Source organism: Pseudomonas sp. UME65 (genome assembly GCF_014170225.1).
In the GTDB taxonomy this organism is placed as follows: Bacteria; Pseudomonadota; Gammaproteobacteria; order Pseudomonadales; family Pseudomonadaceae; genus Aquipseudomonas; species Aquipseudomonas protegens.
The window spans coordinates 50611-74640 of the sequence record NZ_LZZQ01000006.1; the positions used below are offsets into that span (position 1 = coordinate 50611).

The window sequence follows — 24030 nt, forward strand, 5'->3', positions numbered from 1 at the left end:
TGCAGCGCATAAACCGTTCCTCAGCTGAGTCTATGCAGCGCCCTTGGAATCCCGGACAATCGCGCCCCCTCTTTTCGCTCGGGCACTGCCTGTCGGGTACTCCGATACGCCCGGGTGAATGGCAAACGACCGGAATGTGGAGATCCCACCGGATGAATGATCAGGCCAACAGCGTTGATCAACGCTTTGAAACCGCGGCCCCAGCGACCCTGACCCGCTGGAACCGCCAAGACACCACCTGGATGCTCGGCCTGTTTGGCACGGCCATCGGTGCCGGTACCCTGTTCCTGCCCATCAATGCCGGCATCGGCGGTTTCTGGCCGCTGTTGATCCTGGCGCTGCTGGCCTTCCCCATGACCTTCTATGCACACCGCGGCCTGACCCGCTTCGTGCTTTCCGGGCGTGACGGTGCGGACATCACTGACGTGGTGGAAGAGCACTTCGGGCTCACCGCCGGTGCCCTGATCACTTTGCTGTACTTTTTGGCGATCTTCCCGATCCTGCTGATCTACAGCGTGGCCCTGACCAACACCGTCGACAGCTTCATGACCAACCAACTGCACATCGCGCCGCCACCGCGGGCGATCCTGGCCCTGGTGCTGATCTTCGGCCTGCTGGTGGTGGTGCGTTGCGGCGAGCAGGTGATCGTCAAGGCCATGAGCCTGATGGTCTACCCGTTCATCGTGGCCCTGCTGTTCCTCGCGGTGTTCCTGATCCCGCACTGGAATGGCGGCATCCTCGCCACCGTCAGCGATGTCCCGGCGCCTTCGGCCTTCCTGCATACCCTGTGGCTGGCGATTCCGGTGATGGTCTTCTCGTTCAACCATTCGCCGATCATCTCGGCCTTTGCCGTGGACCAGAAGCGCCGCTATGGCGTGCACGCCGAAGAGCGCAGTTCGCAGATACTCTCGCGTGCCCACCTGCTGATGGTGGGCATGGTGCTGTTCTTCGTCTTCAGCTGCGTACTGACCCTGAACCCGGCGCAGCTGGCGGAAGCCAAGGCGCAGAACCTGTCGATCCTGTCCTACCTGGCCAACCATTTCCAGAATCCGACCATCGCCTTTGCCGCGCCGTTGATTGCCTTCGTGGCCATCGCCAAGTCCTTCCTGGGCCACTACATCGGTGCCAGCGAAGGCCTCAAGGGCCTGATCGGCAAGAGCGGCCGGCGCCCGGGCACGAAAACCCTGGACCGCGTCACCGCCGCCTTCATGCTGGTGATCTGCTGGGCCGTGGCCACCCTCAACCCGAGCATCCTGACGATGATCGAGACCATGGGCGGCCCGGTGATCGCGGCGATCCTGTTCCTGATGCCGATGTACGCCATCCGCAAGGTGCCGGCCATGGCCCGCTACCGCGGCCAGGCTTCCAACGTCTTCGTGACCCTGGTGGGCCTGGTGGCCATTACTGCCCTGGTGTACTCCCTGGCGTCCTGACAGCCTCCCGGCGCTTTCCGGTAGGAGCCGGCTTGCCGGCGAAGAGGCCCGCAAGCCAACTGCAAGGTGCGCGGACGCCTCCCTGGCGAACCCGCTGCTGCACACAACGCCGTCGGTACTTCACTGTACCGGCGGCGTTGTCGTTCAAGGCATTGATCAGGATTGTTTGCTGCCTTGAATAAAGGGCTAAGCTGGTGCTCTTATTGCTGCCAGGAACCCGCCCGTGGCCATTCCCGCTCCTCTGGCTGCAAGCCTGCCCAAACACGTTTATTCCGTTGGGCGACACCCCCTGAATCTGGATTTTGCGTTGTCACGGATGAACCCGATTGGCCACTGAACCCCTGATCCACCCAACCGCTGCACCCAAGCGCACCCGCGACCTGCTGGCCGGCCTATCCATTGCCGGCCTGTTGTTGCCGGAAGCCGTAGCCTATTCCAGCATCGCCGCCTTGCCGCCCCAGGCCGGGGTCATTGCCCTGTTTGCCGGGTTGCTGTGCTACGGCCTGTTGGGCACCAGCCGCTTTGCCATTGTTTCTGCCACTTCATCGTCGGCCGCAGTGCTGGCGGCGGCCACCCTGTCCCTGGCCGGTGGCGACGCCCAGCTGCGCCTGAGCCTGGCCTTTGCCCTGGTGCTGCTCACTGGGGTGTTCTTCCTCCTGGCCGGGCTGTTCCGCCTGGGCGGCGTGACCGCCTTCATTGCCAAGCCGGTGCTGCGCGGTTTTGCCTTCGGCCTGGCGTTGACCATTGTCCTCAAGCAGTTCGCCACCGTGGTCGGGGTGCACCTGAGCACCGGTAACCTGGTGCGCTTCCTGCCGCAGTTGCTGGAGCAGTGGCCGCAATGGAACTGGGCCGGCGCCGCGGTGGCGGCGGTGGCGCTGCTGGTGCTGGGGATCTGCTCGCGAATTCCCTATGTGCCCGGCGGGCTGGTGGCGGTGGTGATCGGCATTGGCGCCGGCCAGTGGTTCAACCTGCCGGCCCATGGCGTCGACCTGATCGGGGTCATCGAACTCAAGCTGGAGGTGCCGAGCCTGCCGCAACTGCCTTTTGCCGACTGGCTGCGCCTGGGGGAGCTGGCGTTCGCCCTGGTGATGATCCTGTATGCCGAATCCTATGGTTCCATCAGCTCCTTTGCCCTGAAGCATGGCGACCGGGTTTCCTCCAACCGCGACCTGCTGGCCCTGGGCGCTTCCAATCTGCTCTCGGGGCTGTTCCATGGCATGCCCGCCGGGGCCGGCTACTCGGCCACCTCCGCCAACGAAGCGGCCGGGGCGCGCTCGCGCCTGGCAGGGCTGACCGCGGCGGCGGTGATGCTGCTCATCGTGCTGACCGTGCTGCCCTATATCGCCCTGACCCCGGAGCCGGTGCTGGCGGCGATTGTCATGTACGCCCTGGGTCATGGCCTGAGCCTGCAACCCCTGGGGCGCTACTTCATCTGGCGGCGTGACCGGGTGCTGGTGATCTGCGCGGTCAGCGCGGTGCTGGTGCTGGGGGTGCTGGACGGGTTGCTGCTGTCAGTGGGTATCAGCATCCTGTTGCTGCTGCGGCAGATGTCGGCGGCGGATATCCAGATCCTCGGGCAACTGGGCAGTGGCCACGACTTTGTCGATCTCAGCCGTCATCCTCAGGCCCGGCAGGTGCCCGGCGTGCTGATCCTGCGGCCAGGGGAGGCGCTGTTCTTCGCCAACGCCGAACGCATCCTCGGCGGCGCCCTGCGCCTGATCCGCCATGTGCAGGCGCCGATCCACAGCATCATCCTCAGCCTGGAGGAGTCCCCGGACCTGGACGGCACCAGCATCGAGGCCCTGGACGAGTTCTTCCGCCAGGTCAGCCTGGAGCACAAGCACCTGGCCCTGGCGCGGCTCAAGCACGAGGCCAAGGACGCCCTGGCACTGCTGCCGTCGAGCCGCGAGTACCAGGTGCTGCTCAGCGGCACCAGCGTCGACGACACGCTGCAGGAGAGCCTGCGGGGCTGGAAGGCCGGGGCTTTTTCCCAGGCATAAAAAAACGCCGCGTATCGTGGAGTACGCGGCGTTCCTTCTTACAACGCTACAGCCTTAGGCTTGCACCACCGGGATGTTGGCGTTGGCAGCCGCTTCACGGAACTCGGCGATCTGGTCGAAGGACAGGTAGCGGTAGATATCGGCCGCCATGCTGTCGATCTTGCCAGCGTATTCCATGTACTCCTCGACGGTCGGCAGGCGACCCAGGATCGAAGCCACCGACGCCAGCTCGGCCGAAGCCAGGTAGACGTTGGCGCCATCACCCAGACGGTTCGGGAAGTTACGGGTCGAGGTCGACACCACGGTGCTGTTCGGCTCGACGCGTGCCTGGTTACCCATGCACAGCGAGCAGCCCGGCATTTCCATGCGTGCGCCGGCCTTGCCGTAGATGCCGTAGTAGCCTTCTTCGGTCAGTTGGTGAGCGTCCATCTTGGTCGGCGGCGACAGCCACAGACGGGTTGGCAGCTGGCCCTTGACCTGATCCAGCAGTTTACCGGCAGCGCGGAAGTGACCGATGTTGGTCATGCACGAACCGATGAACACTTCGTCGATCTTCTCGCCAGCAACGCTGGACAGCAGACGGGCGTCGTCCGGGTCGTTCGGCGCGCACAGTACCGGCTCGCTGATGTCGGCCAGGTCGATTTCGATGATTTCGGCGTATTCGGCGTCGGCGTCGGCTTCCATCAACTCAGGGTTGGCGATCCAGGCTTCCATCGCTTGAGCGCGACGTTCCAGGGTACGTGCGTCACCGTAGCCTTCGCCGATCATCCAGCGCAGCAGGGTGATGTTGGACTGCAGGTACTCGGTGATCGACTCTTTCGACAGCTTGATGGTGCAACCGGCAGCCGAACGTTCGGCCGAGGCGTCGGACAGTTCGAACGCCTGCTCCAGGGTCAGGCCTTCCAGGCCTTCGATTTCCAGGATGCGGCCGGAGAAGGCGTTTTTCTTGCCTTTCTTCTCGACGGTCAGCAGGCCGTTCTGGATGGCGAAGTAAGGAATGGCATGGACCAGGTCACGCAGGGTGATGCCAGGTTTCATTTTGCCTTTGAAGCGCACCAGGATCGATTCCGGCATGTCCAGCGGCATGACGCCGGTGGCAGCGGCGAACGCCACCAGGCCGGAGCCGGCCGGGAACGAGATGCCCATCGGGAAACGGGTGTGGGAGTCACCACCGGTACCGACGGTGTCTGGCAGCAGCATGCGGTTCAGCCACGAGTGGATGATGCCGTCGCCCGGACGCAGGGAAACGCCGCCGCGGGTCATGATGAAGTCAGGCAGGGTGTGGTGGGTGGTCACGTCGATCGGCTTCGGATACGCCGCGGTGTGGCAGAAGGACTGCATCACCAGGTCAGCGGAGAAGCCCAGGCACGCCAGGTCTTTCAGTTCGTCACGGGTCATGGGACCGGTGGTGTCCTGGGAGCCCACGGTGGTCATCTTCGGTTCGCAGTAGGTGCCAGGACGAACGCCTTTGCCTTCTGCCAGGCCGCAGGCCTTGCCGACCATCTTCTGCGCCAGGGTGAAGCCCTTAGTGCTTTCAACAGGGGCTTCGGGCTTCTTGAACAGGTCGAACGCAGGCAGGCCCAGTTCGGCGCGAGCCTTCTCGGTCAGGCCACGGCCGATGATCAGCGGGATACGGCCGCCGGCACGGACTTCGTCGAGCAGGACCGGGGTCTTCATTTCGAAGGTGGCCAGGACTTCGTCGGTACCGTGCTTGCAGACTTTGCCTGCGTGCGGGTACAGGTCGATCACATCGCCCATGTTCATCTTCGACACGTCGAATTCGATCGGCAGGGCGCCGGCGTCTTCCATGGTGTTGTAGAAGATCGGAGCGATCTTGCTGCCGAAGCAGAAGCCGCCGGCACGCTTGTTCGGAACATAAGGCACGTCGTCGCCGAAGAACCACAGCACCGAGTTGGTGGCCGATTTACGGGACGAACCGGTGCCGACCACGTCGCCGACGTAGGCGATCGGGAAGCCTTGACCGCGCATTTCTTCGATCTGCTTCATCGGGCCGGTCTTGCCTTGCTCGTCCGGAACGATGCCGTCACGGGCCATTTTCAGCATGGCCAGGGCGTGCAGCGGGATGTCCGGGCGGGACCAGGCATCAGGAGCAGGGGAGAGGTCGTCGGTGTTGGTTTCGCCGGTGACCTTGAACACCCGCAGGCTGATCTTGTCGGCCAGTACCGGGCGGTTCTTGAACCACTCGCCGTCGGCCCAGGATTGCAGTACGCCTTGGGCGTGAACGTTGCCGTTCTTGGCTTTTTCCGCGACGTCGTGGAAGGCGTCGAACATCAGCAGGGTGTGCTTGAGTTGAGCGGCGGCCACTGGCGCCAGCTCGGCGTCGTCCAGCAGGTTCACCAGGGTCACGATGTTGTAGCCGCCCTGCATGGTGCCCAGCAGTTCAACGGCGCGCTTCTTGTCGATCAGAGGGGAGGAGGCTTCGCCTTTGGCCAGCGCGGAGAGGAAACCGGCCTTGACGTAGGCGGCTTCGTCGACTCCTGGTGGAACGCGATTGGTGATCAGGTCAACGAGGAAAGCTTCTTCGCCAGCCGGGGGATTCTTCAGCAGCTCGACCAGGCCTGCAGTTTGTTCGGCGTTAAGCGGCTGGGGAACGATACCCAGTGCTGCACGCTCTTCGATATGTTTGCGGTAGGCTTCAAGCACAGTTATTACCCTCATCAGTGGTCCCAAATGGGTGTCCGGGACGCTCATCCCGAAATTGCCGTACTCATGCGCTGCGTGGCGTTGTGGGCCACTTAGCCAGAATTACCGACAATTCCTTACAGAAGCTGCTTTCAAAGTTTTACGCCTGCAGAACGGGGAGCTGATGAGGGTTGGCGTTGGGTTTTTCCCCGCTGGAAAAACCCCTCGCCAACACCGCTCTGAAGGAACGACTGTGCTCGTGACGCTTTGAAAACAGCTTCAAACGGACATTGGCGCCTAAAAAGGCTGGCTGATTCTACGGTAAAAAAAGCCTCAACGTAAGTTGCTGTATTGAAGTTTGAGGGGTGATCAATCTTAGACAAAGGGCTAACATTGCCCACTGTTTTGCTTTTGCGTGCGTCGTCTATCTATGCCCAATCAGACCATCAAGACCCCCTGCGTCGGCCTCTGTTCCACGGTTTACGGCGATCTGGTATGCCGTGGCTGCAAGCGTTTCCACCATGAAGTGATCAACTGGAATGGTTACAACGAGGAGGAAAAACGCGCGGTCTGGCTGCGTCTTGAGCACCTGCTGGTGCAGGTGATGGCGGCCAAGCTGGAAGTCTTCGATCCGGTGCGCCTGCGTGAGCAGCTGGAGCAGCGCAAGATCCGCTTCGTGCCCCATCAGTCCGAGTATTGCTGGGCCTACCAGCTGATTGCCCGTGGCGCGCGGGTGATCAACCAGCTCGATGCCTATGGGATGGTGCTGCTGCCTGAGTTTCGCGACTGGGCCCTGCCGGAGTTGCGCGACGCCATTGATCGGGAATTCTTCCTGCTGTCCGAAGCCCACTACCAGCGCTACATCGCCCCCGGCTTTCTCAAGGATGCCCTCGGCTGAGCGCTTCGCCGCCAAGGCTCCCCCCACGCAAATGCCACTGTAGGAGCTGGCTTGCCAGCGAAGACGGCCGCCAGGGCGGTGCAAGGCTTGTAGGCCTCTTCGCCGGCAAGCCGGCTCCTACGGGGTGAAGTTGATCGGGCTCTGTAGGACTGGCTTGTCGGCGAAAGCGCCGTCATGGACGGCGCAGATTACGCGATGGCGTTGCGGGGAGGGGGCTCAAGCCTTGGCCGCCAGCTCTTCCAGGTGATCCATGATGTCCGCCGGCTTGAGCACCAGCACGTCGCTGTCCAGGGAGTCGAGCACCACTTCGGCGGTGTTGCCGATCAGTGCCCCGGAAATCCCGGTGCGGGCCACGGTGCCGATGATGGTCAGCACGGCGCCAAGCTTGTGGGCCAGGTGGGGAATCAGCACATCGGCCGGGCCTTCCTCGATATGCAGGTGGGCGTCGTCGATGTCGAACTCGGCCTGGAACGCCTTGCACTGCTCGCGATAGCGCGCCTCGATGGTTTCCTTGAGCTGGAACACCGGGTCAGCGGCCGACAGCATCGGCGACGGGTGAGCGCTGATCACATGCAACTGGGCCTTGGCCAGGCTGGCGATATCGAAGCCGTGGTCGACGATACTGGCGTGCAAGGCCCGGTGCTCGCCGTCCATGTTGCCGACGTCGATGGCGGCCATCACCACGCCGCCGACCCAGGGCGTGGCGGTCTTGACCAGCAGCACCGGGGTCGGGCAGTAGCGCAGCAGTTTCCAGTCCGCCGGGGTCAGCAGGGCTTTCTTCAGCGGGGCGTCCGGCAGGTGCTGCTTGATCACCAGGCCGCAGCCCTCGGCCTGCTGCACATCGATGATGGTTTCGTGCAGGCTTTCGTTCCAGGCCTGCTCGGTGGTGACGCTGTAGCCTTCGCCGGTGAGGCTGCTCTTGAGTACGCTCAGCAGCGCCGAATGCTCGTGCTTTCTGTCGCAGACCAGCAGGTGCAGGTGGGCCTGGGTGACCCCGGCAATCAGCTTGGCGCGCTTGAGGGCAAGGCTTTCGCCGGGCGTGGGATCGATGACCACCAGGATACTGCGGATGCTTTGCATGATCGGGATCTCCAGGAAGGGATGAACGGTTAGGGTCTGTTCCCGTTTGGCCCAGCAACGCGGCTCGTCACCAAACGGGAACAGACCCTAGCGTGCACAACTATAGTTGCTGGCGCCCGGGCCGGATGTTGATGCATATCAATCGCGGCCGCTGGTGGTCTGCGGCCCGGCCGGTATAATCGCCGGCCTTTCGCTATGAAGCCTTTTGTCCCGTGAGCCTCATGTTAACGATCACTGATAGTGCTGCCTGCCGCTTTGCGGTGGTGGCTGATTGTTCGGAAATGCGCCGATGAACTTTCCTGAAATTCCCGACTTTCTTGGCTGCCGCACGCCCGACGCCTGGGTCCAGGCGGCCCTGGCCGACCAGGAAACCCTGCTGATCGACCACAAGAACTGCGAGTTCAAGGCCGCCAGCACCGCCCTGAGCCTGATCGCCAAGTACCACGCCCATGTCGACCTGATCAACATGATGTCGCGCCTGGCCCGGGAAGAGCTGGTGCACCATGAGCAGGTCCTGCGCCTGATGAAGAAGCGCAAGGTCGAGCTGCGCCAGTTGCATGCCGGGCGCTATGCCTCGGGCCTGCGCAAGGTGGTGCGCAGCCACGAGCCGGTGAAGCTGGTGGACACCCTGGTGGTGGGCGCCTTTATCGAGGCCCGCAGCTGCGAGCGTTTCGAAGCCCTGGTGCCGCACCTGGACGAGGAACTGGGCAAGTTCTACTTCGGCCTGCTCAAAAGCGAGGCCCGGCACTACCAGGGCTACCTGAAGCTGGCCTATCAGTATGGCGACGCCAAGGACATCGCCCAGGTCATCGACCGGGTGCGGGCGGCGGAGCAGGAGCTGATCGAGTCGCCGGATCCGGAGTTCCGTTTTCACAGTGGCGTGCCGGCCTGGTGAACGACTGCCCTTGTGTAAAAGCAGGGGCAAATTGTTAAAAACTCTTAAAAGAATGAAATATCGCGCAAAACCGCTGCAAGTCCCGGGTTTTGTGGCTTGCGTTATCCTTTCCTTAACCTCTTGCCCCCTATAATGCGCGCGCACAAATTGTGCGTTCACAGATTGGCAAATATGGAAAACCTGGGTCTTGGCAAGGTGTTGCTGGTGGAAGATGACGAGAAGCTCGCCGGGCTGATCGCGCATTTTCTGTCCCAGCACGGCTTTGAAGTGCTGACGGTCCACCGCGGCGATACCGCCCTGGCGGCATTTCTCGAATTCAAACCGAAACTGGTGGTGCTCGACCTGATGCTGCCCGGCCAGAGCGGCCTGCACGTGTGCCGGGAGATCCGCGCCGTGGCGGACACCCCCATCGTCATCCTCACCGCCAAGGAAGACGACCTGGACCACATTCTCGGCCTGGAATCCGGCGCCGATGACTACGTGATCAAGCCTATAAAACCGGCGGTGCTGCTGGCGCGCCTGCGGGCCCTGCAACGGCGCCAGGTGCCGGAAACCACCACCCTGCGCGGGGCCCTGGCATTCGGCGTGCTGAGCATCGACCGCAACAGCCGCGAGGTGCGCCTGGCGGGCGAGCCGGTGGAACTGACCACCATGGAATTCGAGCTGCTCTGGCTGCTGGCCAGCGCGCCGGGCAAGACCCTGTCCCGGGACGACATCCTCAACCGCATGCGCGGCATCGAGTTCGACGGCCTCAACCGCAGTGTCGACGTCTACATCAGCAAGCTGCGGGGCAAGCTCAAGGACAACCCGCGCGAGCCGGTGTGCATCAAGACCGTGTGGGGCAAGGGCTACCTGTTCAATCCGTTCGCCTGGGAGGTTTGAATGCTGCGTCTGTTTCTGGGGCTCTACCTGTTCCTGGCCCTGGGCTTCGCCGGGGCCATGACCGCGGTGCAACACATCTTCATCAACTACCTGGCCGCCGACCTGATCGAGTCCTACAACCGCGATGCGGTGCGCGGGCCGGCCTACAGCCTGAGCGAACAGTTGCGGCCGTTCGACGAGGCCGGGCGTCAGCAGCAGTTGGAGCAGCTCAAGCCGCACTACGGGCTGCTGCTCAAACTGGTGCAGGCCGACGACCTGGACCTGAGCGTGCGCGAACAGGCCCTGCTGGATTCCAACCAGTTGGTGGTGCGCGAGGAGTTCACCGAATTCATCGGCAGCATCGACGGTGGCAAGCAACTGTTGAGCATCAAGCTGCCGGAAGACCCGCCCCTGACCCTGCTCTACAACATCGCCGCCTATGCCTTGCTCGGCGCGCTGCTGGCCATCGTCCTGTACTTCTGGGTGCGCCCGCACTGGCGCGACCTGGAGCGCCTGCGCCTGGCCGCCGAACGTTTTGGCGACAACGACCTGGGCACCCGGCTGCACCTGTCGCGGCGTTCCAACATCCGCGACCTGGCCCAGCACTTCAACCGCATGGCGGCGCGCATCGAGGGGCTGATCGCCAATCAGCGCGAGTTGACCAACGCAGTGTCCCACGAACTGCGCACGCCCATCGCCCGGCTGTCCTTCGAGCTGGACCAGTTGCAGCAACAACCAGATCCGGATGAAAACCGCGAGTTGATCGCCGACATGTATGCCGACCTCGGCGAGCTGGAGGAAATGGTCTCCGAACTCCTCAGCTACGCCAGCCTGGAACATGGCGCGGCCACCATCAACCGGGAAAACATCCAGGCCCAGAGCTGGCTCGACAGCGTGGTCGGCAGCGTGGCCCTGGAGGCCGAGGCGGCCGGGGTGCAACTGCTGATCCGTTCCTGCCAGGTGGAGTACGTGCGCATCGAACCGCGCTTCATGGCCCGGGCAGTGATCAACCTGCTGCGCAACGCCATCCGCTACGCCGACCGCCGGGTCGAGGTGTCCCTGGTGCGCCTGGAGCATGGCTACGAAGTGCGGGTCAACGATGATGGTCCCGGGGTGCCGGTGGATGGCCGGGAGAAGATCTTCGAGCCGTTTTCCCGTCTCGACGCCAGCCGTGACCGGCGTACCGGCGGTTTCGGCCTGGGCCTGGCGCTGGTGCGGCGGGTCTCGCAATGGCACGGCGGCAAGGTCGAAGTGGCGGATTCGGAGTGGGGCGGTGCCTCGTTCCGCATGACCTGGGCCCACCTCGACTGAGGTTCGCGCGCAGCCCTGAACCTGAGCAGCAACGCGGCCCGTGATCACGGGCCGCGCGTTCCCTTTCTTAGAAGCTGTACTCAAGTTGAGTGGCGATGCTGGTCTGCATGCGCCGGTCGACGATCGGGCTGTCGCCGGCTTCCTTGCTCAGGTACTTCATCGACAGCAGGGTCGAGACCTTGGTCTGCTCATTGAGGGGCAGGGTCCAGGCCAGGTCGGCGCCGCTGCTGACCCGTCCACCCTTGGCCCGGTAGGCGCCGAAGCGGCTGTGGGCCGCCTGGGTGTCGCTCACCCCGTACCAGGTCTGCATGTAGTCGGCGTTGCCGAACAGGCTGTTGAGGCTGGCATCCAGGCTGCCGAAGCGGCCCTGGTAGAGGTTGCTGCCAATGCTCAGTTCCAGTGCGCTGTAGGCCGAGCCGGTGTCGCGGTTGTCGTTCTTCTTCACCGCGTGGGTCAGGGTGGCGCCCAGTTCGAACGGCCCCAGGTCATAGCCCAGGTGCGCGCCGAACTGCGCCCGGGTCTTTATTTCGCCCATGCCCTTGAGGCGCTTGGAGCCCTGGCCCAGGTGGTTCTTGTCGCGCCGTGATTCGCTCGGGCCGACCCAGGTACTGAACGACAGGTCGCCCCATTCGTTGCCCCAGCCCAGGCCCTGGTCGGTATTGAGGAACACGCCCCAGGGGCTGATGATCTCGCCGCCGAGAATCGGCGCCAGGGCGCGTTCGTCACTGCCGCTGTAGCGCGGCACGCTGGCCACCCCGGCGTGCACGCCGTACTTCCAGTCTTCGGCGTGCAGCGTGCCGCAGACCGTGCTCAGGCCCAGGGTGCCGGCCCACAAGGCGGCGGTGGTGGAGTGTTTCAGGGTTTTCATGAAGGGTCAGAACCTCAGGTGGTTGGCGTTATAGGTGCGTTTGAATGAGTAGCCCAGGACGTTCACTCCGTTGACCTGGCGGCGCACGGTGTCGCCCAGGCCCGGGCCGTTGCCGGCGATCACCGCGTGGGCGTTGTCCACCGGGGCGAGGATGTAGTCGGTGAGGGGACGGCCTTGCTGCAGGCTGCGGATCATCAGGAAGCCGTCCTCCAGGGCGATGTCCATGCCGTTGATGGGCGGTTCGCCGGGGGCGTCGCTCAGAGCCTGGTAGGTGCCGACCGTGGCCAGCCAGTTGTCCGTCAGGGGCACCGGTTCGATCCGTTCTCCCACCGCCAGCAACTGGCCGTGGCTCTTGGCGGTGAACACCCGATGGCCCTGGACCTGCATCACGTCCAGTTGCAGTTGCCCCAGCGGGCCCAGGTCCTGGGGCCAGAGCCCGAGGCGCTTCTTGCGCACCCTTAGCCAGCCCTGTTCGTCCCGCAGCAGTTCGTAGCGCTCGCCGGCCAGCTCGGCGTACAGGCGCTGGTGCTGGTCGCGGATCCGCAGCACACCCCAGCGGGTGGCATAGAAGCCCGCCAGGTGCCGGCGATCCGCCGCTTGCGGAACCCGACGTTGCTGGGCCTGGGGGGCCGTGGCCGGTGGCGGTGGCGGTGGCGGGGCGCCGTGGGCCTGCAGCAGCATGCGCAGTACCTGGGGCACCAGGGGCTGGGCCAGGGCCTCGCCGCTGTCGGAATTGCTCATCACGATCACCGCCAGCTGCTGCTCGGCCAGCACGCTGATCCGGGCATGAAAGCCCTCGCCGAAACCGCTTTGCTGCCAGGTGCGCATCTCTGGCCGGACCCATTCCTCGCCGCAGGGCGACAGGAACCAGCCAAGGCCTACCTGGCAGTCGAAATCCAGCGGGTTGCCGGCGTTCTGCGTGCGCACCATTTCGTCGATGGATGCCGCCGAGAGCAGTTGGCGGTCCTGGTACCGGCCCTGGGCGAACAGCATGCGCACATAGCGGCTCAGGTCCCGCGGGCTGCTCCACAGGCCCTGGGCGGAAAGGTCGCGGACCAGGGCATCGCTGCTGACACCGTCTTCATAGCCTCTTGCCCGGTAGGGCTGGGCGCGGCTGTCCCCGACAAAGCTCGACTGGCTCATGCCCAGTGGGCGCAGCAGGCTCTTCTGCAACTGCTGTTCGAAATCCACGCCGCTGCTGCGCTCCACCGCTGCCCCGAGCAGGGCATAACCGAGGTTGGAGTAGGCGGTCTGGGTTCCCGGAGCGTTGCTCAGCCACAGCCCGCTGAGCTTTCCCGGCAGTTCGTCGAGGGCGTTGGGGGTGCGTGCGTCGCGCAGGTATTCGCTGGGAATGCCGCCCTGGTGGCTGAGCAGGCGGCGCAGAGTCACGGCCCGGTCGGCGGCGTTCTGGTCCTCGTGGAAGCGCGAGCGGACGTAGAACTCCCTGAGGGTGTCCTGCAGCGGCGCGTCCAGTTGCAGGCGCCCTTGTTCCACCAGCTGCATCACCGCCGTGGCAGTCAGCAATTGCGACAGGGCGCCGGCGCGAAACGCGGTGTTTTCGGTCACTTGCAGGCCCCGGGCCTGGTCGGCGAAGCCAAAGCCCCGGGCCCAGATCAGTTGCTGGCCGTCCACCAGGGCGATGGACAGCCCGGGCACCTGATGTTCGGCCATCTGTTGCGGGATGTACTGCTTCAGGTAGCCGATGATGCTGGCGTAATCGCCGGGCGCGATGGGCGGCGGCGCCGGAGGCTGGCCGTTGCAGCCGAGGTTGCTCAAGAGCAGGCCCACCAGCGGCAGGCCGAGAAGTTTGCGGGACATGCAGCACCCGAGGGCCAATTGGATCAGCGGATGCTAGGGAAGGGGGGCGTGGCAGTCTTTGACAGCTTTGTCGGAAAACTGTCAAAGACTGTTAAGCCCCGGTTGCGCTCAGGCCTCCAGCCCCAGGCGCTGGTGCCACTGGGCAATCGATTCCTCGGGGTATTCGGCGAACTGCAGGTCGTGCGCCCCGGCATCGACCTCGACCCAGGGCGCCCTGGAGTCGAGCATCAGGTGGGTGTGTTGCGGCGGCACCGGCAACGGGGTGTCGATGGCCGAGGCAAAAGGGTGGATCAGCTCCGGCCATTGTGGGCTGAACAGCCACAGCCCGGAGCCGCAGCGCCCGCAGAAGTGCCGTTCGGCGCTGCTGCTGTGGGCCCGGGCGGCACCGGCGGGCTTGAGCCGGGCATGGTAGATGACGATGTGCTTGCGCCCACGTACCTTGAGGCTGGCCGCATCGCCCCCCAGGTTGATGGCGTAGCCGCCACCGCCCTGGGTCTTGCGGCAGATCGAGCAGTAGCAGCGCTGGTAGGGATAGGGATGGCGGCTGGACAGGCTGAAGTGCACGGCGCCGCAATGGCAGGAGCCCTGGAGTTGCATGGGGTACCTCCACGAATCAACGGGTGGATGGCACAGGCTAGCCGCTGTGCGAGCAGCTGTCGTGGCGCGGTGCTGATGAAATTTTCACATGTGGCCGGCTAAGCTGCGCGCCTCTTTGGGGAGTAACCTGCCGCCGCGCCCTGCGGTGGCGCCCGTATCAACATTCTCGGCAACCTGCCGTGGTACGGGCACCGTTTCGGTTGGTGAGACCATCGACATACCTGCGCTGAAGTCGGGCGCGTGGGCATGTCGTGGACTCAAGCCCGACCGGAAGACTCAACGTGAACCCAGCCTCGATCATCTTTCTCGCCTTCGCCATGTCCACCGATGCCTTCGCCGCCGCGGTGGGCAAGGGTTCGGCCATGCTCAAGCCGCGCCTGCTGGAAGCTTTGCGCATCGGCCTGATCTTCGGCGTCATTGAAGCCATCACCCCGGTGGTGGGCTGGTTCATCGGCCAAGCCGCGACTCAATGGGTGGCCAACTGGGACCACTGGATCGCCTTCAGCCTGCTGCTATTGCTGGGCCTGCACATGATCTACAACGGCACCCGCCAGCAGGCTGAGGCCGAGGAAGAAAAACCGCGCCAGCACGGCTTCTGGCTACTGGCGGTGACCGGCCTGGCCACCAGCATCGATGCCCTGGCGGTGGGGGTGGGGCTGGCGTTCGTCAACGTCAACATCTGGGTCGCGGCCAGCGCCATCGGCCTGGCCACCATGACCATGGTCACCCTGGGAGTGATGCTGGGCCGCGCCATTGGCACGGTGATGGGCCAGCGCGCCGAAGTGCTGGGCGGGGTGGTGCTGATCATCGTCGGCTCGGGAATTCTCTACGAGCACCTGTCGGCTGTGGCTTGACTTCAGTATCGGCGGCGGGGCGGTTCTGCGGGCAATGCGGCCGCGCCTCGGGCCGAGGCGCGGAGCGCTCTGGCGTTACAGCGCCAGGCTGTGGATCACCTGGGTGGCGTCATCGGGGTCGATGGCGCTGCGCATGCCCAGCTGTTTTGCCAGGCGGCGCATGCTGTAGTTGGCGGCGGAATCCACCGAGTACATCTGCTGGAAACCGTTGTTGCGGGCTTCGTCGATCAGGTGCTGCATCAATAGCGCGCCGAGGCCCTTGCCTTGCCACTCATCGGCGATGGTCACGGCGAACTCGCAATGCGAGGGCTGCTCGTCGACCTGGGCGTAGCGGCTGATACCCACTTCCCGCAGTTCGCCGTTGTCGTGGACCAGGGCCACATAAGCCACCCGCTGCGGCGTGCCGACATCCATCAGTTGATTGAGCAGTTGCTCGCCCACTTCCTTGATCTCACCGAGAAAGCGCTGGTGCCGGGTGGGCGGGGAGAGGTTTTCGATAAAGGCCTTTTCCCGCTCCCGGTCCTGGGGCCGCAGCGGGCGGATCAGCACATGGCTGCCGTCGTTCAGGGCGTCGATCCAGTATTGGCCTTGCTGCGCCGGGAACGGCGGGTGGGCGAGGGTATCGAGAGCGGTGCTGGGCATGGTCAAGTCTCCGCGGAGCCAAAGGGCGGGCTGCGCACACAGCCCTGATTGGCTTCAGGTTTACTCCGCTGGCGAGGCGGGCACTTGATCGGCATCAATGTCTCTGCTTGCGCTGCCGGCCAGGGCGATCACCGGTCACGAGCCGTTCAAGCCGCCACCGCTGCTGGCGTACAGGCATTTGGCTATTAATGCTAGCGCCTAATGTTCTTTTTCCTGGCGCGTTGCCGTGAGAGCGCTGATCTACGCTCTCGAACAGCCAAGGGAGGAGTCAGGATATGGAGCATCAACAAGACAAGAATCGTTTGCAGCGGCAGGTTTCCTACATTGCTATCAGTGTTGGTCTGGCGCTTCTGGGCGGCGTTTCGAACGCCGCCCCGGTGTCGATAACCGTATCGCCCGAGGTACCCGCCGATATACCCGGGGGGGCATCCCAGGCAACGTTGGCACAGGCTGCGGCCTTCGCCTGGCAGGAGTTCATCGCTCTCAACTGGCCGGCCCTGGGCGGGCAGCGCGATGTGCCCGATATCCGCCAGCCTTTCGGCAGCCAGGGCGTGCCTCTGGTGTGGCATACGTACCGAAGCAAGGTTGAGATCTTTCCGGGCAAGGGCAGTGCCAACGTCGGCCCCCCGGGCTACAAGCCTGATGGCGATCCCAGTTATGGTTATGGCACTGCGCCAACCTATGACTACAGTTTTACCGTGCCTGCCTGCTCTGGCCAGATCGCACCCAAACTGCCGGCCTGGATCAACCTCGACGAAAGCACCCAGATCGGCCTCGACCAGATGTATGCCGGTGTTGTTCCGGCGACTCCCACCGGAGGCAATTCCAACCCCCAGCTGGTGCGCTTCCTGGCCAAGGCCAATCAGGTGCAATACACCTACGTCGCCGCCAACCAGTTCTGGTACGCCAACCCCGCGCTGGCACAAGCCGCGCGGAACTTCTTCAACGCGGTCAAGCAGACACCTCCGACTTTCCCCAGCGCGCCGCGGGTCAACTTTCCCAGCGGCACCATTGAGGTCAAGTCCGCCTGGCGCCAGCTGGGCCCCGGCGAGGACCCCTCGCGATTCCACAGGCAGACGGTGCGCTTCTATGAGCAACCACCGGGCAAGGGCACCTGCTATTTCGAGGCGCAATGGGCGATGGTGGCGTTGCACATCATCCAGAAGACCCCCACGGCCCCGAGTTTTATCTACGCGACCTTCGAACAGGCCGACAACATCCTGCTGCCCAGTGGCAAGCCGCTTGAGGATGAGAACGGCCGCATCATCAATCCAGCGCCGGGCCCCATGCCCACCAATCCCGGGCTGAGTTACCAGGACGACCCCAACAACCCTCAAGTCAAGGCCCAGGGGGCCTTCTGCAAGCCCGGCAAGCAACTGTATCTGCGCGAGATTGCCAAAGGCGGGACTCCGGCGGGCGGCCCGATCTGCATCAACCAGCGCTATGAGCCGATTGCGGCTGACGTGATTCAGGTCAATCAGGCGGCGCATCAGGCTATCCAGAGCTATAGCCAGGCCAAGAATGTCAAGAATTCGCCCTGGCAGTACTACAAGCTGGTCTCGGTCCAGGCCCAGCCGTTCGACACCACGCAGCTATCGAAAACCGATCCCAGCCACTCTGCCGCGGTGTACTACCAGGCCAATATCATGGTTGAAACAGACTATACCCTGCAGCAATTCAGGGGCCGGATTGCTGCTAACGGTGCTCCGACTTCCTTCCAGGCCGCAGGTGCGCCACCCCCTCCGAACGTGTTCGCCCAATCCGCCGGTTCCGCCGCTGTGCATGGGGTGAACATGGGAGGCTGCATGGGTTGCCATGGCAATGCCCAGGTGGCCGGCTTCGATTTCAGTTTCATCCTCAAAGGCGGCAACGTTCGGGCTCCCGAGACGGCAGGGGCTGAGTCGGCGGCAGCGGCCAGCCAGCGTTATCTGCAATTGTTCACCCCATCTAGCACAGGGAAATAGTCATGGCACTCAACACCTTCAAGGATGTACAGAACCTGCTCGATGCCTTCGTTGCGCAGAACAACCTGCCGATCTCCGGAGCGCCTCACGGGGCCTTCTGGCAGACCTCCTACCAGTCGTTCGTGACCGGTAATGTGCCGGGTATCCAAAACCCGGAAACAGGGCAGGCGGTACCTATCCTGGTCAAAGGCGATGGCGCGCATTCCAACCTGATTTATGCCCTGAGCGGAACCCCGGGCACCCCCTGGGGGCCGGATGGGGATTTTGGCCAGATGCCCCCCGGCGGCCCCTTTCTGCCTCAGGCCCAGATCGACGAACTGAGTGCCTGGATCAGCCAGGGTTGCCCGCAATAGAAGGTTCCTGGCTGGCCGGCATCAGCGTCGCGATCAGCGCCCGCACGCTGCCGGGCAGGGCCTCCAGTTCGCGGACGATGATGCTGCGTTCGCGCACGGCCCAGCTTTCATCCAGCTTCACCGTCACCAGCTGCATGGTGCGGCTGTGCCGCAAGGCCGCGGACTCGGGAATGATGCCGATGCCGACCCCGGCTTCCACCATGCGGCAGATCGCTTCGAAGCTCGACACCTGGATGCGCAGCGAGAGTTGCTTGCCCAGGCGCTCCACATGCTCGCGCAGGAAGGTCAAGAGGGTGCTGCCTTCATGCAGGCCGATGTGCTGGTAGGCCAGGGTCTGTTCCAGGGTCACCGAAGCCTGCCCCGACAGCGGGTGGCCCACGGGCACCATCAGCACCAGGTGGTCGGTGCTGAAGTGCAGCACCTGCAGGCCGCTGGCTTCCACCGGGCCGGCGATGATGCCCATGTCGCTGGTGCCGTCCAGCACCCCGCGAACGATGTCCCGGGACAGGCGCTCCTGCAGGTCCACCGTGACTCCCGGGCGTACCGAGAGAAATTTCGCCAGCACTTCCGGCAAGAATTCGGTGACCGCCGTGGTGTTGGCGAAGATGCGGATGTGCCCGGAAGAATCGCCGCCGTACTGGGTGAATTCGCTTTTCAGGTAATCCACCTGGCGCATGATCAGCCGCGCGTGCTGCAGCAGCCGCTCGCCGGCGGGGGTGACTTCCACGCCGCGGCTGTCGCGGTACAGCAGGCGGGTTTCGAGCTGGCCTTCCAGGGCCTTGATCCGCGCGCTGGCGGCCGCTGGCGAGAGGAAGGCGCGGCGCGCGCCCTGGGTCAGGCTGGGGGATTCGGCAATATGGATAAACAGGCGCAGGTCCGCCAGATCGAAATGCATGTCCGGGCTCCTGAAGGCAGGGGTAGGGGCGAATGGCGTTCAGCATAAACGAACGCCGGTTTATAGAAATGCAAATTCTCCATACGCGCCAGCCCCTTGCATGATGGCCGCCATCACCTTCGTGCCACAGGACCCTGCCACCATGAGTGCCACCGACCCCAGCGCCTGGATCGGCCGCAGCCAGCGGATCGACGACCACCTCAGCCATAACCTGCTGGCCCGCATCGCCGCCACGTTCGGCCAGCCCGCCCCGGCCCCGGGCGAGGCCCTGCCGCCGTTGTGGCACTGGTGTTTCTTCCAGCAGCCACAGCCGGCCTCGGCCCTGGGCGGCGACGGGCATCCGGCGCGGGGCGGTTTCCTGCCGCCGGCGGCCAACCGCAACCGCATGTGGGCCGGTGGCCGCCTGGCGTTTCACCGGCCGCTGCGGGCCGGCGCCGAGGCCAGTTGCACCAGTACCATCCTCCAGGTCGAGGAAAAGGCCGGGCGCACCGGCAAGCTGCTGTTCGTCACCCTGTGCCACGAATATTTTCAGGACGGCCAACTGGCGCTGCGCGAAGAACAGGACATCGTCTACCGCGAAGCGTCCCCGCCGAAAATGAGCAGTGGCGAGCTGCTGCCCGAAGGCGACTGGCACGAGCCGGTGGAGCCCACGCCGACCCTGCTGTTTCGCTACAGCGCGGTGACCTTCAACGGCCATCGCATCCACTACGACTATCCCTACGTCACCGCCACCGAGGGCTACCCGGGGCTGGTGGTGCACGGCCCGCTGATCGCCACCCTGAGCCTGGGGGCCTTCTGCCGGGCCCACCCCGAGGCGCGCCTGCGCCATTTCGCCTACCGCGGCCTGCGGCCCTTGATTGCCCCGCAGCCTTTCGAGGTCGGCGGGCGCATCAGCGCCCCTGGCCACGCCGAACTGTGGGCCGGCGACGGCTCCGGGCTGGCTCAGCGCGGCGAAGTGCAGTTCGACTGAATTCCAACAATAAGCAAAGGCGGAGTGCCGATTGATGACCCCCCATGACACTGAAGAACTCAATGCCATCCGTGAAGGCGTGCGTGCCCTGTGCGCCGAATTCGACGCCGCCTACTGGCGCGGCATCGATGAGCGCAAGGGCTTCCCGGAAGCCTTCGTCAAGGCCCTGACCGAGGCCGGCTGGCTGGCGGCGATGATCCCTGCCGAGTACGGCGGCTCCGGCCTGGGGCTGGCCGAAGCCTCGGTGATCCTCGAAGAGGTGAACCGCTGCGGCGGCAACTCCGGCACCGTGCACGGGCAGATGTACAACATGTTCACCCTGCTGCGCCACGGCAGCCAGGCGCAGAAGCGCTACTACCTGCCCAAGCTCGCCAGCGGCGAACTGCGCCTGCAATCGATGGGCGTCACCGAGCCCACCACCGGCACCGACACCACCAAGATCAAGACCACTGCCATCCGCCGCGGCGACAAGTACGTGATCAACGGGCAGAAGGTGTGGATCTCGCGCATTCAGCATTCCGACCTGATGATCCTGCTGGCCCGCACCACGCCACTGGCCGAGGTGCGCAAGAAGTCCGAAGGCATGTCGATCTTCCTGGTGGACCTGCGCCAGGCCATCGGCAACGGCCTGACCGTGCAGCCCATTGCCAACATGGTCAACCACGAGACCAACGAGCTGTTCTTCGATAACCTGGAGCTGCCCGCCGACAGCCTGATCGGCGAGGAGGGCAAGGGCTTCAAGTACATCCTCGACGGCCTCAACGCCGAGCGCACGCTGATCGCCGCCGAATGCATCGGCGATGGCCGCTGGTTCATCGACAAGGCCAGCGCCTATGCCCGCGACCGGGTGGTGTTCGGCCGGCCCATCGGCCAGAACCAGGGCGTGCAGTTCCCGATTGCCGAGGCCCATATCGAGATCGAGGCCGCCGACCTGATGCGCTGGTGCGCCTGCGAGGAATACGACAGCGGGCACAACGCCGGGGCCAGCGCCAACATGGCCAAGTACCTGGCGGCCAAGGCTTCCTGGGAAGCGGCCAACGCCTGCCTGCAGACCCACGGCGGCTTCGGCTTTGCCTGCGAGTACGACGTCGAGCGCAAATTCCGCGAGACCCGGCTGTACCAGGTGGCGCCGATCTCCACCAACCTGATCCTGTCCTACGTCGCCGAGCATTTGCTGGAGCTGCCCCGCAGCTTCTAAGGAGCCCCCATGAGCCATACCCACGATCTGGCCGGGTTCCTCGCCGGCCTGCGCTACGCCGACCTGCCGGAAAGCGTCCTGCTGCGCACCCAAGAGCTGTTCCTCGACTGGCTGGGCTCGGCCCTGGCGGCCCAGGGCGCGCACCCGATCCCCTTGTTCGAGGCCTATGCCCGGCACATGGGCCCGGCCAGTGGCCCGGCGCGCATCCTGGTCAATGGGGCCGGCAGCTCGGCGTATTTCGCCGCCCTGGTCAACGCCGCCTCCTCGCACCTGGTGGAGCAGGACGACCTGCACAACAGCTCCGTGCTGCACCCGGCCACCGTGGTGTTCCCGGCGGCGCTGGCGGCGGCCCAGGACCTGGGCAAGTCCGGCCGCGAGCTGCTGCTGGCGGCGGTGGCCGGTTATGAGGCAGGGATCCGCATCGGCGAATTCATGGGCCGTTCCCACTACCGGATCTTCCACACCACGGCCACCGTCGGCACCCTGGCCGCTGCGGTGGCGGTGGGCAAGCTGATGGAATTCGACAGCGAGCAGTTCATCAACCTGCTGGGCAGTGCCGGGACCCAGGCCGCCGGGCTCTGGGAATTCTTGCGCGACGCCGCCGACTCCAAGCAACTGCACACCGCCAAGGCCGCCGCTGATGGCCTGCTGGCCGCCTACCTGACCCGGGACGGCCTGAGCGGTGCGCGCAATATCCTCGAAGGCGAGCAGGGCATGGCGGCCGGCATGTCCCGGGATGCCGAACCGGCACTGCTCAGTGCCCGCCTGGGCAGCCGCTGGGCGCTGCTGCAAACCTCGTTCAAGTTCCACGCCTCGTGCCGCCACACCCATCCCGCCGCCGATGCCTTGCTTGAGGTGATGCAGCGCGAAGGCCTGGAACACGGGCAGATTGCCCGGGTGCTGACCCGGGTGCACCAGGGCGCCATCGATGTGCTGGGCCGGGTCCAGGTGCCGCAGACCGTGCACCAGGCCAAGTTCTCCATGGGCACCGTGCTCGGCCTGATCGCCGTGCACGGCAAGGCCGGGTTGCCGGAGTTCCAGCGTCATGGGCTGAACGACCCCCGGGTCGCGGCGTTTCGCGACAAGGTCGGCATGCAGCTGGACCCTGAAGTCGATGCGGCCTATCCAGCGCGCTGGCTGGGCCGGGTCGAGGTGCAGTGCGTGGACGGTCGCACCCTGCACGGCGCCATCGATGAGCCCAAGGGTGACCCGGGCAATGGCCTGTCCCGGGCCGAGCTGGAAGACAAGTTCCAGCGCCTGCTGCAGTTCTCCGGCGCCCGCACCCCGGAGCAGGGCAATGCCTTGATCCGCCGGGTCTGGGCCCTGCGGGACGCTGCCGACCTCAACTCACTGCTCTGAATGCCCGACATCGAACAGGGCGAGGACCGAACATGACTGACAACACAGCACAGCCACGGCCCCTGGATGGCATCACCGTGGTCAGCCTGGAGCACGCCATTGCCGCACCGTTCTGCACCCGCCAGCTGGCGGACCTGGGCGCCCGGGTGATCAAGGTCGAGCGCCCCGGCAGCGGCGATTTCGCCCGGGGCTACGACCAGCGGGTCAAGGGCCTGGCCTCGCACTTCGTGTGGACCAACCGCTCCAAGGAAAGCCTGAGCCTGGACCTCAAGCAGCCCGAAGCCGAGGGCCTGCTGGACAGCCTGCTGGCCGGGGCCGACGTGCTGGTGCAGAACCTGGCACCGGGGGCGGCGGCGCGCATGGGGCTGTCGTTCGAGGCGCTGCATGAGCGCTTTCCACGGCTGATCGTCTGCGATATTTCCGGCTACGGCGAAGGCGGCCCCTATGAGCGGAAAAAGGCCTACGACCTGCTGATCCAGAGCGAAGGCGGCTTTGTATCGGTGACCGGCGGCCCCGAACCGGAGCAGATGGCCAAGGCCGGTTGCTCGATCGCCGACATTGCCGCCGGCATGTACGCCTACAGCGGCATTCTTTCGGCCCTGCTACTGCGTGGGCGCACCGGCCTGGGCAGCCGCATCGACATCAGCATGCTGGAAAGCCTGGTGGAGTGGATGGGCTACCCCCTGTACTACGCCTTCGAAGGCGCCGAACCGCCACCCCGGGCCGGCGCGGCCCATTCCACCATCTACCCCTACGGGCCGTTTCCCGCGGGTGACGGCGGCACGGTGATGCTCGGCCTGCAGAATGAACGGGAATGGGCGGCCTTCTGCGACAAGGTGCTGGAGCTGCCCGAACTGGCCACGGACGAGCGCTTTGGCGCCAACTTCAAGCGTTCGGCCAACCGCGAGGCGCTGCGCCAGATCATCGTCGAGCGCTTTGCCCGGCTCAGCGTCGCCCAGGTGATCGAGCGGCTGGAGCAGGCGCAGATCGCCAATGCCCGGGTCAACGACATGCAGGGCGTGTGGCAGCACCCGCAACTGGCGGCGCGGGACGCCTGGCGCCAGGTGGACAGCCCGGCGGGCCGCCTGCCGGCGCTGTTGCCACCGGCGCGCAACAGCGCCTATGCGCCGCGCATGGACGCAGTCCCGGCGCTGGGCCAGCACAGCGCAGCGATACTCGCCGAGCTGGGCCTGAGCCCGCAAGGCATCGAGCAACTGCAGGCCCGTGGAGTCATCTGAACCCCAACCTCGCCGTAGGAGCTGGCTTGCCAGCGAAGAGGCCCCTGAGATCGCCTTCGCCGGCAAGCCGGCTCCTACGGAGGGCAGGGCAACACCAGGCTCTTGCCGTAGGGGCCGGGCAGCAAGCCTGGTCGCCATTGGTCTTCCAATAAC

General features: G+C 64.9%; 20 protein-coding genes. 13 read left to right on the plus strand and 7 right to left on the minus strand.

All coding sequences use genetic code 11. From position 1 onward, the window contains the following. Positions 1-152 precede the first annotated feature (152 nt). Both A9971_RS07145 and A9971_RS07150 read left to right on the plus strand, forming a co-directional pair. A complete protein-coding gene (locus tag A9971_RS07145; RefSeq protein ID WP_011060927.1) occupies positions 153-1433 on the plus strand; it encodes a serine/threonine transporter in 1281 nt (426 codons plus the stop codon). A gap of 326 nt (positions 1434-1759) precedes the next feature. Next, positions 1760-3433, plus strand: coding sequence for a SulP family inorganic anion transporter (locus A9971_RS07150; RefSeq protein ID WP_123397414.1), 1674 nt, complete (start codon positions 1760-1762; stop codon positions 3431-3433). Between the two features lie 54 nt (positions 3434-3487). Here the strand turns inward: A9971_RS07150 and acnB are convergent, their stop codons facing one another. Beyond that, positions 3488-6097 (minus strand): bifunctional aconitate hydratase 2/2-methylisocitrate dehydratase, encoded by a 2610-nt coding sequence (acnB, locus tag A9971_RS07155; RefSeq protein WP_019094305.1) that lies wholly within the window; start codon positions 6095-6097, stop codon positions 3488-3490. A gap of 409 nt (positions 6098-6506) precedes the next feature. Here acnB and A9971_RS07160 point away from each other — a divergent pair, with 409 nt between their 5' ends. Further along, positions 6507-6974 (plus strand): DUF1289 domain-containing protein, encoded by a 468-nt coding sequence (locus tag A9971_RS07160; protein WP_011060930.1) that lies wholly within the window; start codon positions 6507-6509, stop codon positions 6972-6974. Between the two features lie 216 nt (positions 6975-7190). Here A9971_RS07160 and A9971_RS07165 read toward each other — a convergent pair whose 3' ends face one another. Continuing rightward, positions 7191-8054: a universal stress protein gene (locus tag A9971_RS07165; protein WP_011060931.1), complete on the minus strand. Its 864-nt coding sequence runs from the start codon at positions 8052-8054 to the stop codon at positions 7191-7193. 289 nt (positions 8055-8343) lie between these two features. Here A9971_RS07165 and A9971_RS07170 point away from each other — a divergent pair, with 289 nt between their 5' ends. The 3 genes from A9971_RS07170 to A9971_RS07180 all read left to right on the plus strand — a co-directional run bounded on the left by A9971_RS07170 (position 8344) and on the right by A9971_RS07180 (position 11121). Further along, on the plus strand, positions 8344-8949 hold the full coding sequence (locus A9971_RS07170) for a tRNA-(ms[2]io[6]A)-hydroxylase (protein WP_011060932.1): 606 nt from the start codon (positions 8344-8346) through the stop codon (positions 8947-8949). A 171-nt stretch (positions 8950-9120) separates the two neighbouring features. After that, positions 9121-9831 carry a winged helix-turn-helix domain-containing protein gene (locus tag A9971_RS07175; protein WP_011060933.1) on the plus strand — a complete coding sequence of 237 codons (711 nt, stop codon included), beginning with the start codon at positions 9121-9123 and terminating at the stop codon, positions 9829-9831. Beyond that, positions 9832-11121 carry an ATP-binding protein gene (locus tag A9971_RS07180; protein ID WP_011060934.1) on the plus strand — a complete coding sequence of 430 codons (1290 nt, stop codon included), beginning with the start codon at positions 9832-9834 and terminating at the stop codon, positions 11119-11121. A gap of 67 nt (positions 11122-11188) precedes the next feature. Here the strand turns inward: A9971_RS07180 and A9971_RS07185 are convergent, their stop codons facing one another. From A9971_RS07185 to A9971_RS07195, 3 genes are all read right to left on the minus strand, one after another. Continuing rightward, entirely contained in the window at positions 11189-11989 is an 801-nt protein-coding gene (locus A9971_RS07185) for a MipA/OmpV family protein (protein ID WP_019093779.1), read from the minus strand. 6 nt (positions 11990-11995) lie between these two features. After that, a complete protein-coding gene (locus A9971_RS07190) occupies positions 11996-13807 on the minus strand; it encodes a serine hydrolase (RefSeq protein WP_183001635.1) in 1812 nt (603 codons plus the stop codon). A gap of 108 nt (positions 13808-13915) precedes the next feature. Next, the gene (locus tag A9971_RS07195; protein ID WP_011060937.1) at positions 13916-14404 is read right to left on the minus strand and encodes a GFA family protein; all 489 of its coding nucleotides are present in this window, start codon (positions 14402-14404) and stop codon (positions 13916-13918) included. Between the two features lie 281 nt (positions 14405-14685). On the opposite strand from A9971_RS07195, the gene mntP reads away from it, so the two are divergent. Continuing rightward, positions 14686-15258: a manganese efflux pump MntP gene (gene mntP / locus A9971_RS07200; RefSeq protein ID WP_019093782.1), complete on the plus strand. Its 573-nt coding sequence runs from the start codon at positions 14686-14688 to the stop codon at positions 15256-15258. 75 nt (positions 15259-15333) lie between these two features. On the opposite strand, the gene A9971_RS07205 is transcribed toward mntP, so the two are convergent. Then, the gene (locus A9971_RS07205; RefSeq protein ID WP_183001636.1) at positions 15334-15900 is read right to left on the minus strand and encodes a GNAT family N-acetyltransferase; all 567 of its coding nucleotides are present in this window, start codon (positions 15898-15900) and stop codon (positions 15334-15336) included. A gap of 275 nt (positions 15901-16175) precedes the next feature. Here A9971_RS07205 and A9971_RS07210 point away from each other — a divergent pair, with 275 nt between their 5' ends. Together A9971_RS07210 and A9971_RS07215 are read left to right on the plus strand one after the other, a co-directional pair. Further along, on the plus strand, positions 16176-17864 hold the full coding sequence (locus A9971_RS07210; RefSeq protein ID WP_123473256.1) for a hypothetical protein: 1689 nt from the start codon (positions 16176-16178) through the stop codon (positions 17862-17864). Positions 17865-17866: 2 nt separating this feature from the next. Beyond that, on the plus strand, positions 17867-18217 hold the full coding sequence (locus tag A9971_RS07215; protein ID WP_011060941.1) for a hypothetical protein: 351 nt from the start codon (positions 17867-17869) through the stop codon (positions 18215-18217). On the opposite strand, the gene A9971_RS07220 is transcribed toward A9971_RS07215, so the two are convergent. Then, positions 18195-19112: a LysR family transcriptional regulator gene (locus tag A9971_RS07220; protein WP_011060942.1), complete on the minus strand. Its 918-nt coding sequence runs from the start codon at positions 19110-19112 to the stop codon at positions 18195-18197. The two genes, A9971_RS07215 and A9971_RS07220, sit on opposite strands and share 23 nt — an antisense overlap. 142 nt (positions 19113-19254) lie before the next feature. Between A9971_RS07220 and A9971_RS07225 the strand changes: the two genes are divergently transcribed. From A9971_RS07225 to A9971_RS07240, 4 genes are read left to right on the plus strand one after another with little or no spacing between them, the layout of a single operon-like run. Beyond that, positions 19255-20082: a MaoC family dehydratase N-terminal domain-containing protein gene (locus A9971_RS07225; RefSeq protein WP_183001637.1), complete on the plus strand. Its 828-nt coding sequence runs from the start codon at positions 19255-19257 to the stop codon at positions 20080-20082. Positions 20083-20116: 34 nt separating this feature from the next. Beyond that, positions 20117-21280, plus strand: a complete 1164-nt coding sequence (locus tag A9971_RS07230) for an acyl-CoA dehydrogenase family protein (protein ID WP_183001638.1) — start codon at positions 20117-20119, stop codon at positions 21278-21280. A 9-nt stretch (positions 21281-21289) separates the two neighbouring features. Continuing rightward, positions 21290-22639 (plus strand): MmgE/PrpD family protein, encoded by a 1350-nt coding sequence (locus A9971_RS07235; RefSeq protein ID WP_183001639.1) that lies wholly within the window; start codon positions 21290-21292, stop codon positions 22637-22639. A 32-nt stretch (positions 22640-22671) separates the two neighbouring features. Beyond that, positions 22672-23877, plus strand: a complete 1206-nt coding sequence (locus A9971_RS07240) for a CaiB/BaiF CoA-transferase family protein (RefSeq protein WP_015635354.1) — start codon at positions 22672-22674, stop codon at positions 23875-23877. The last annotated feature ends 153 nt before the right edge of the window (positions 23878-24030 follow it).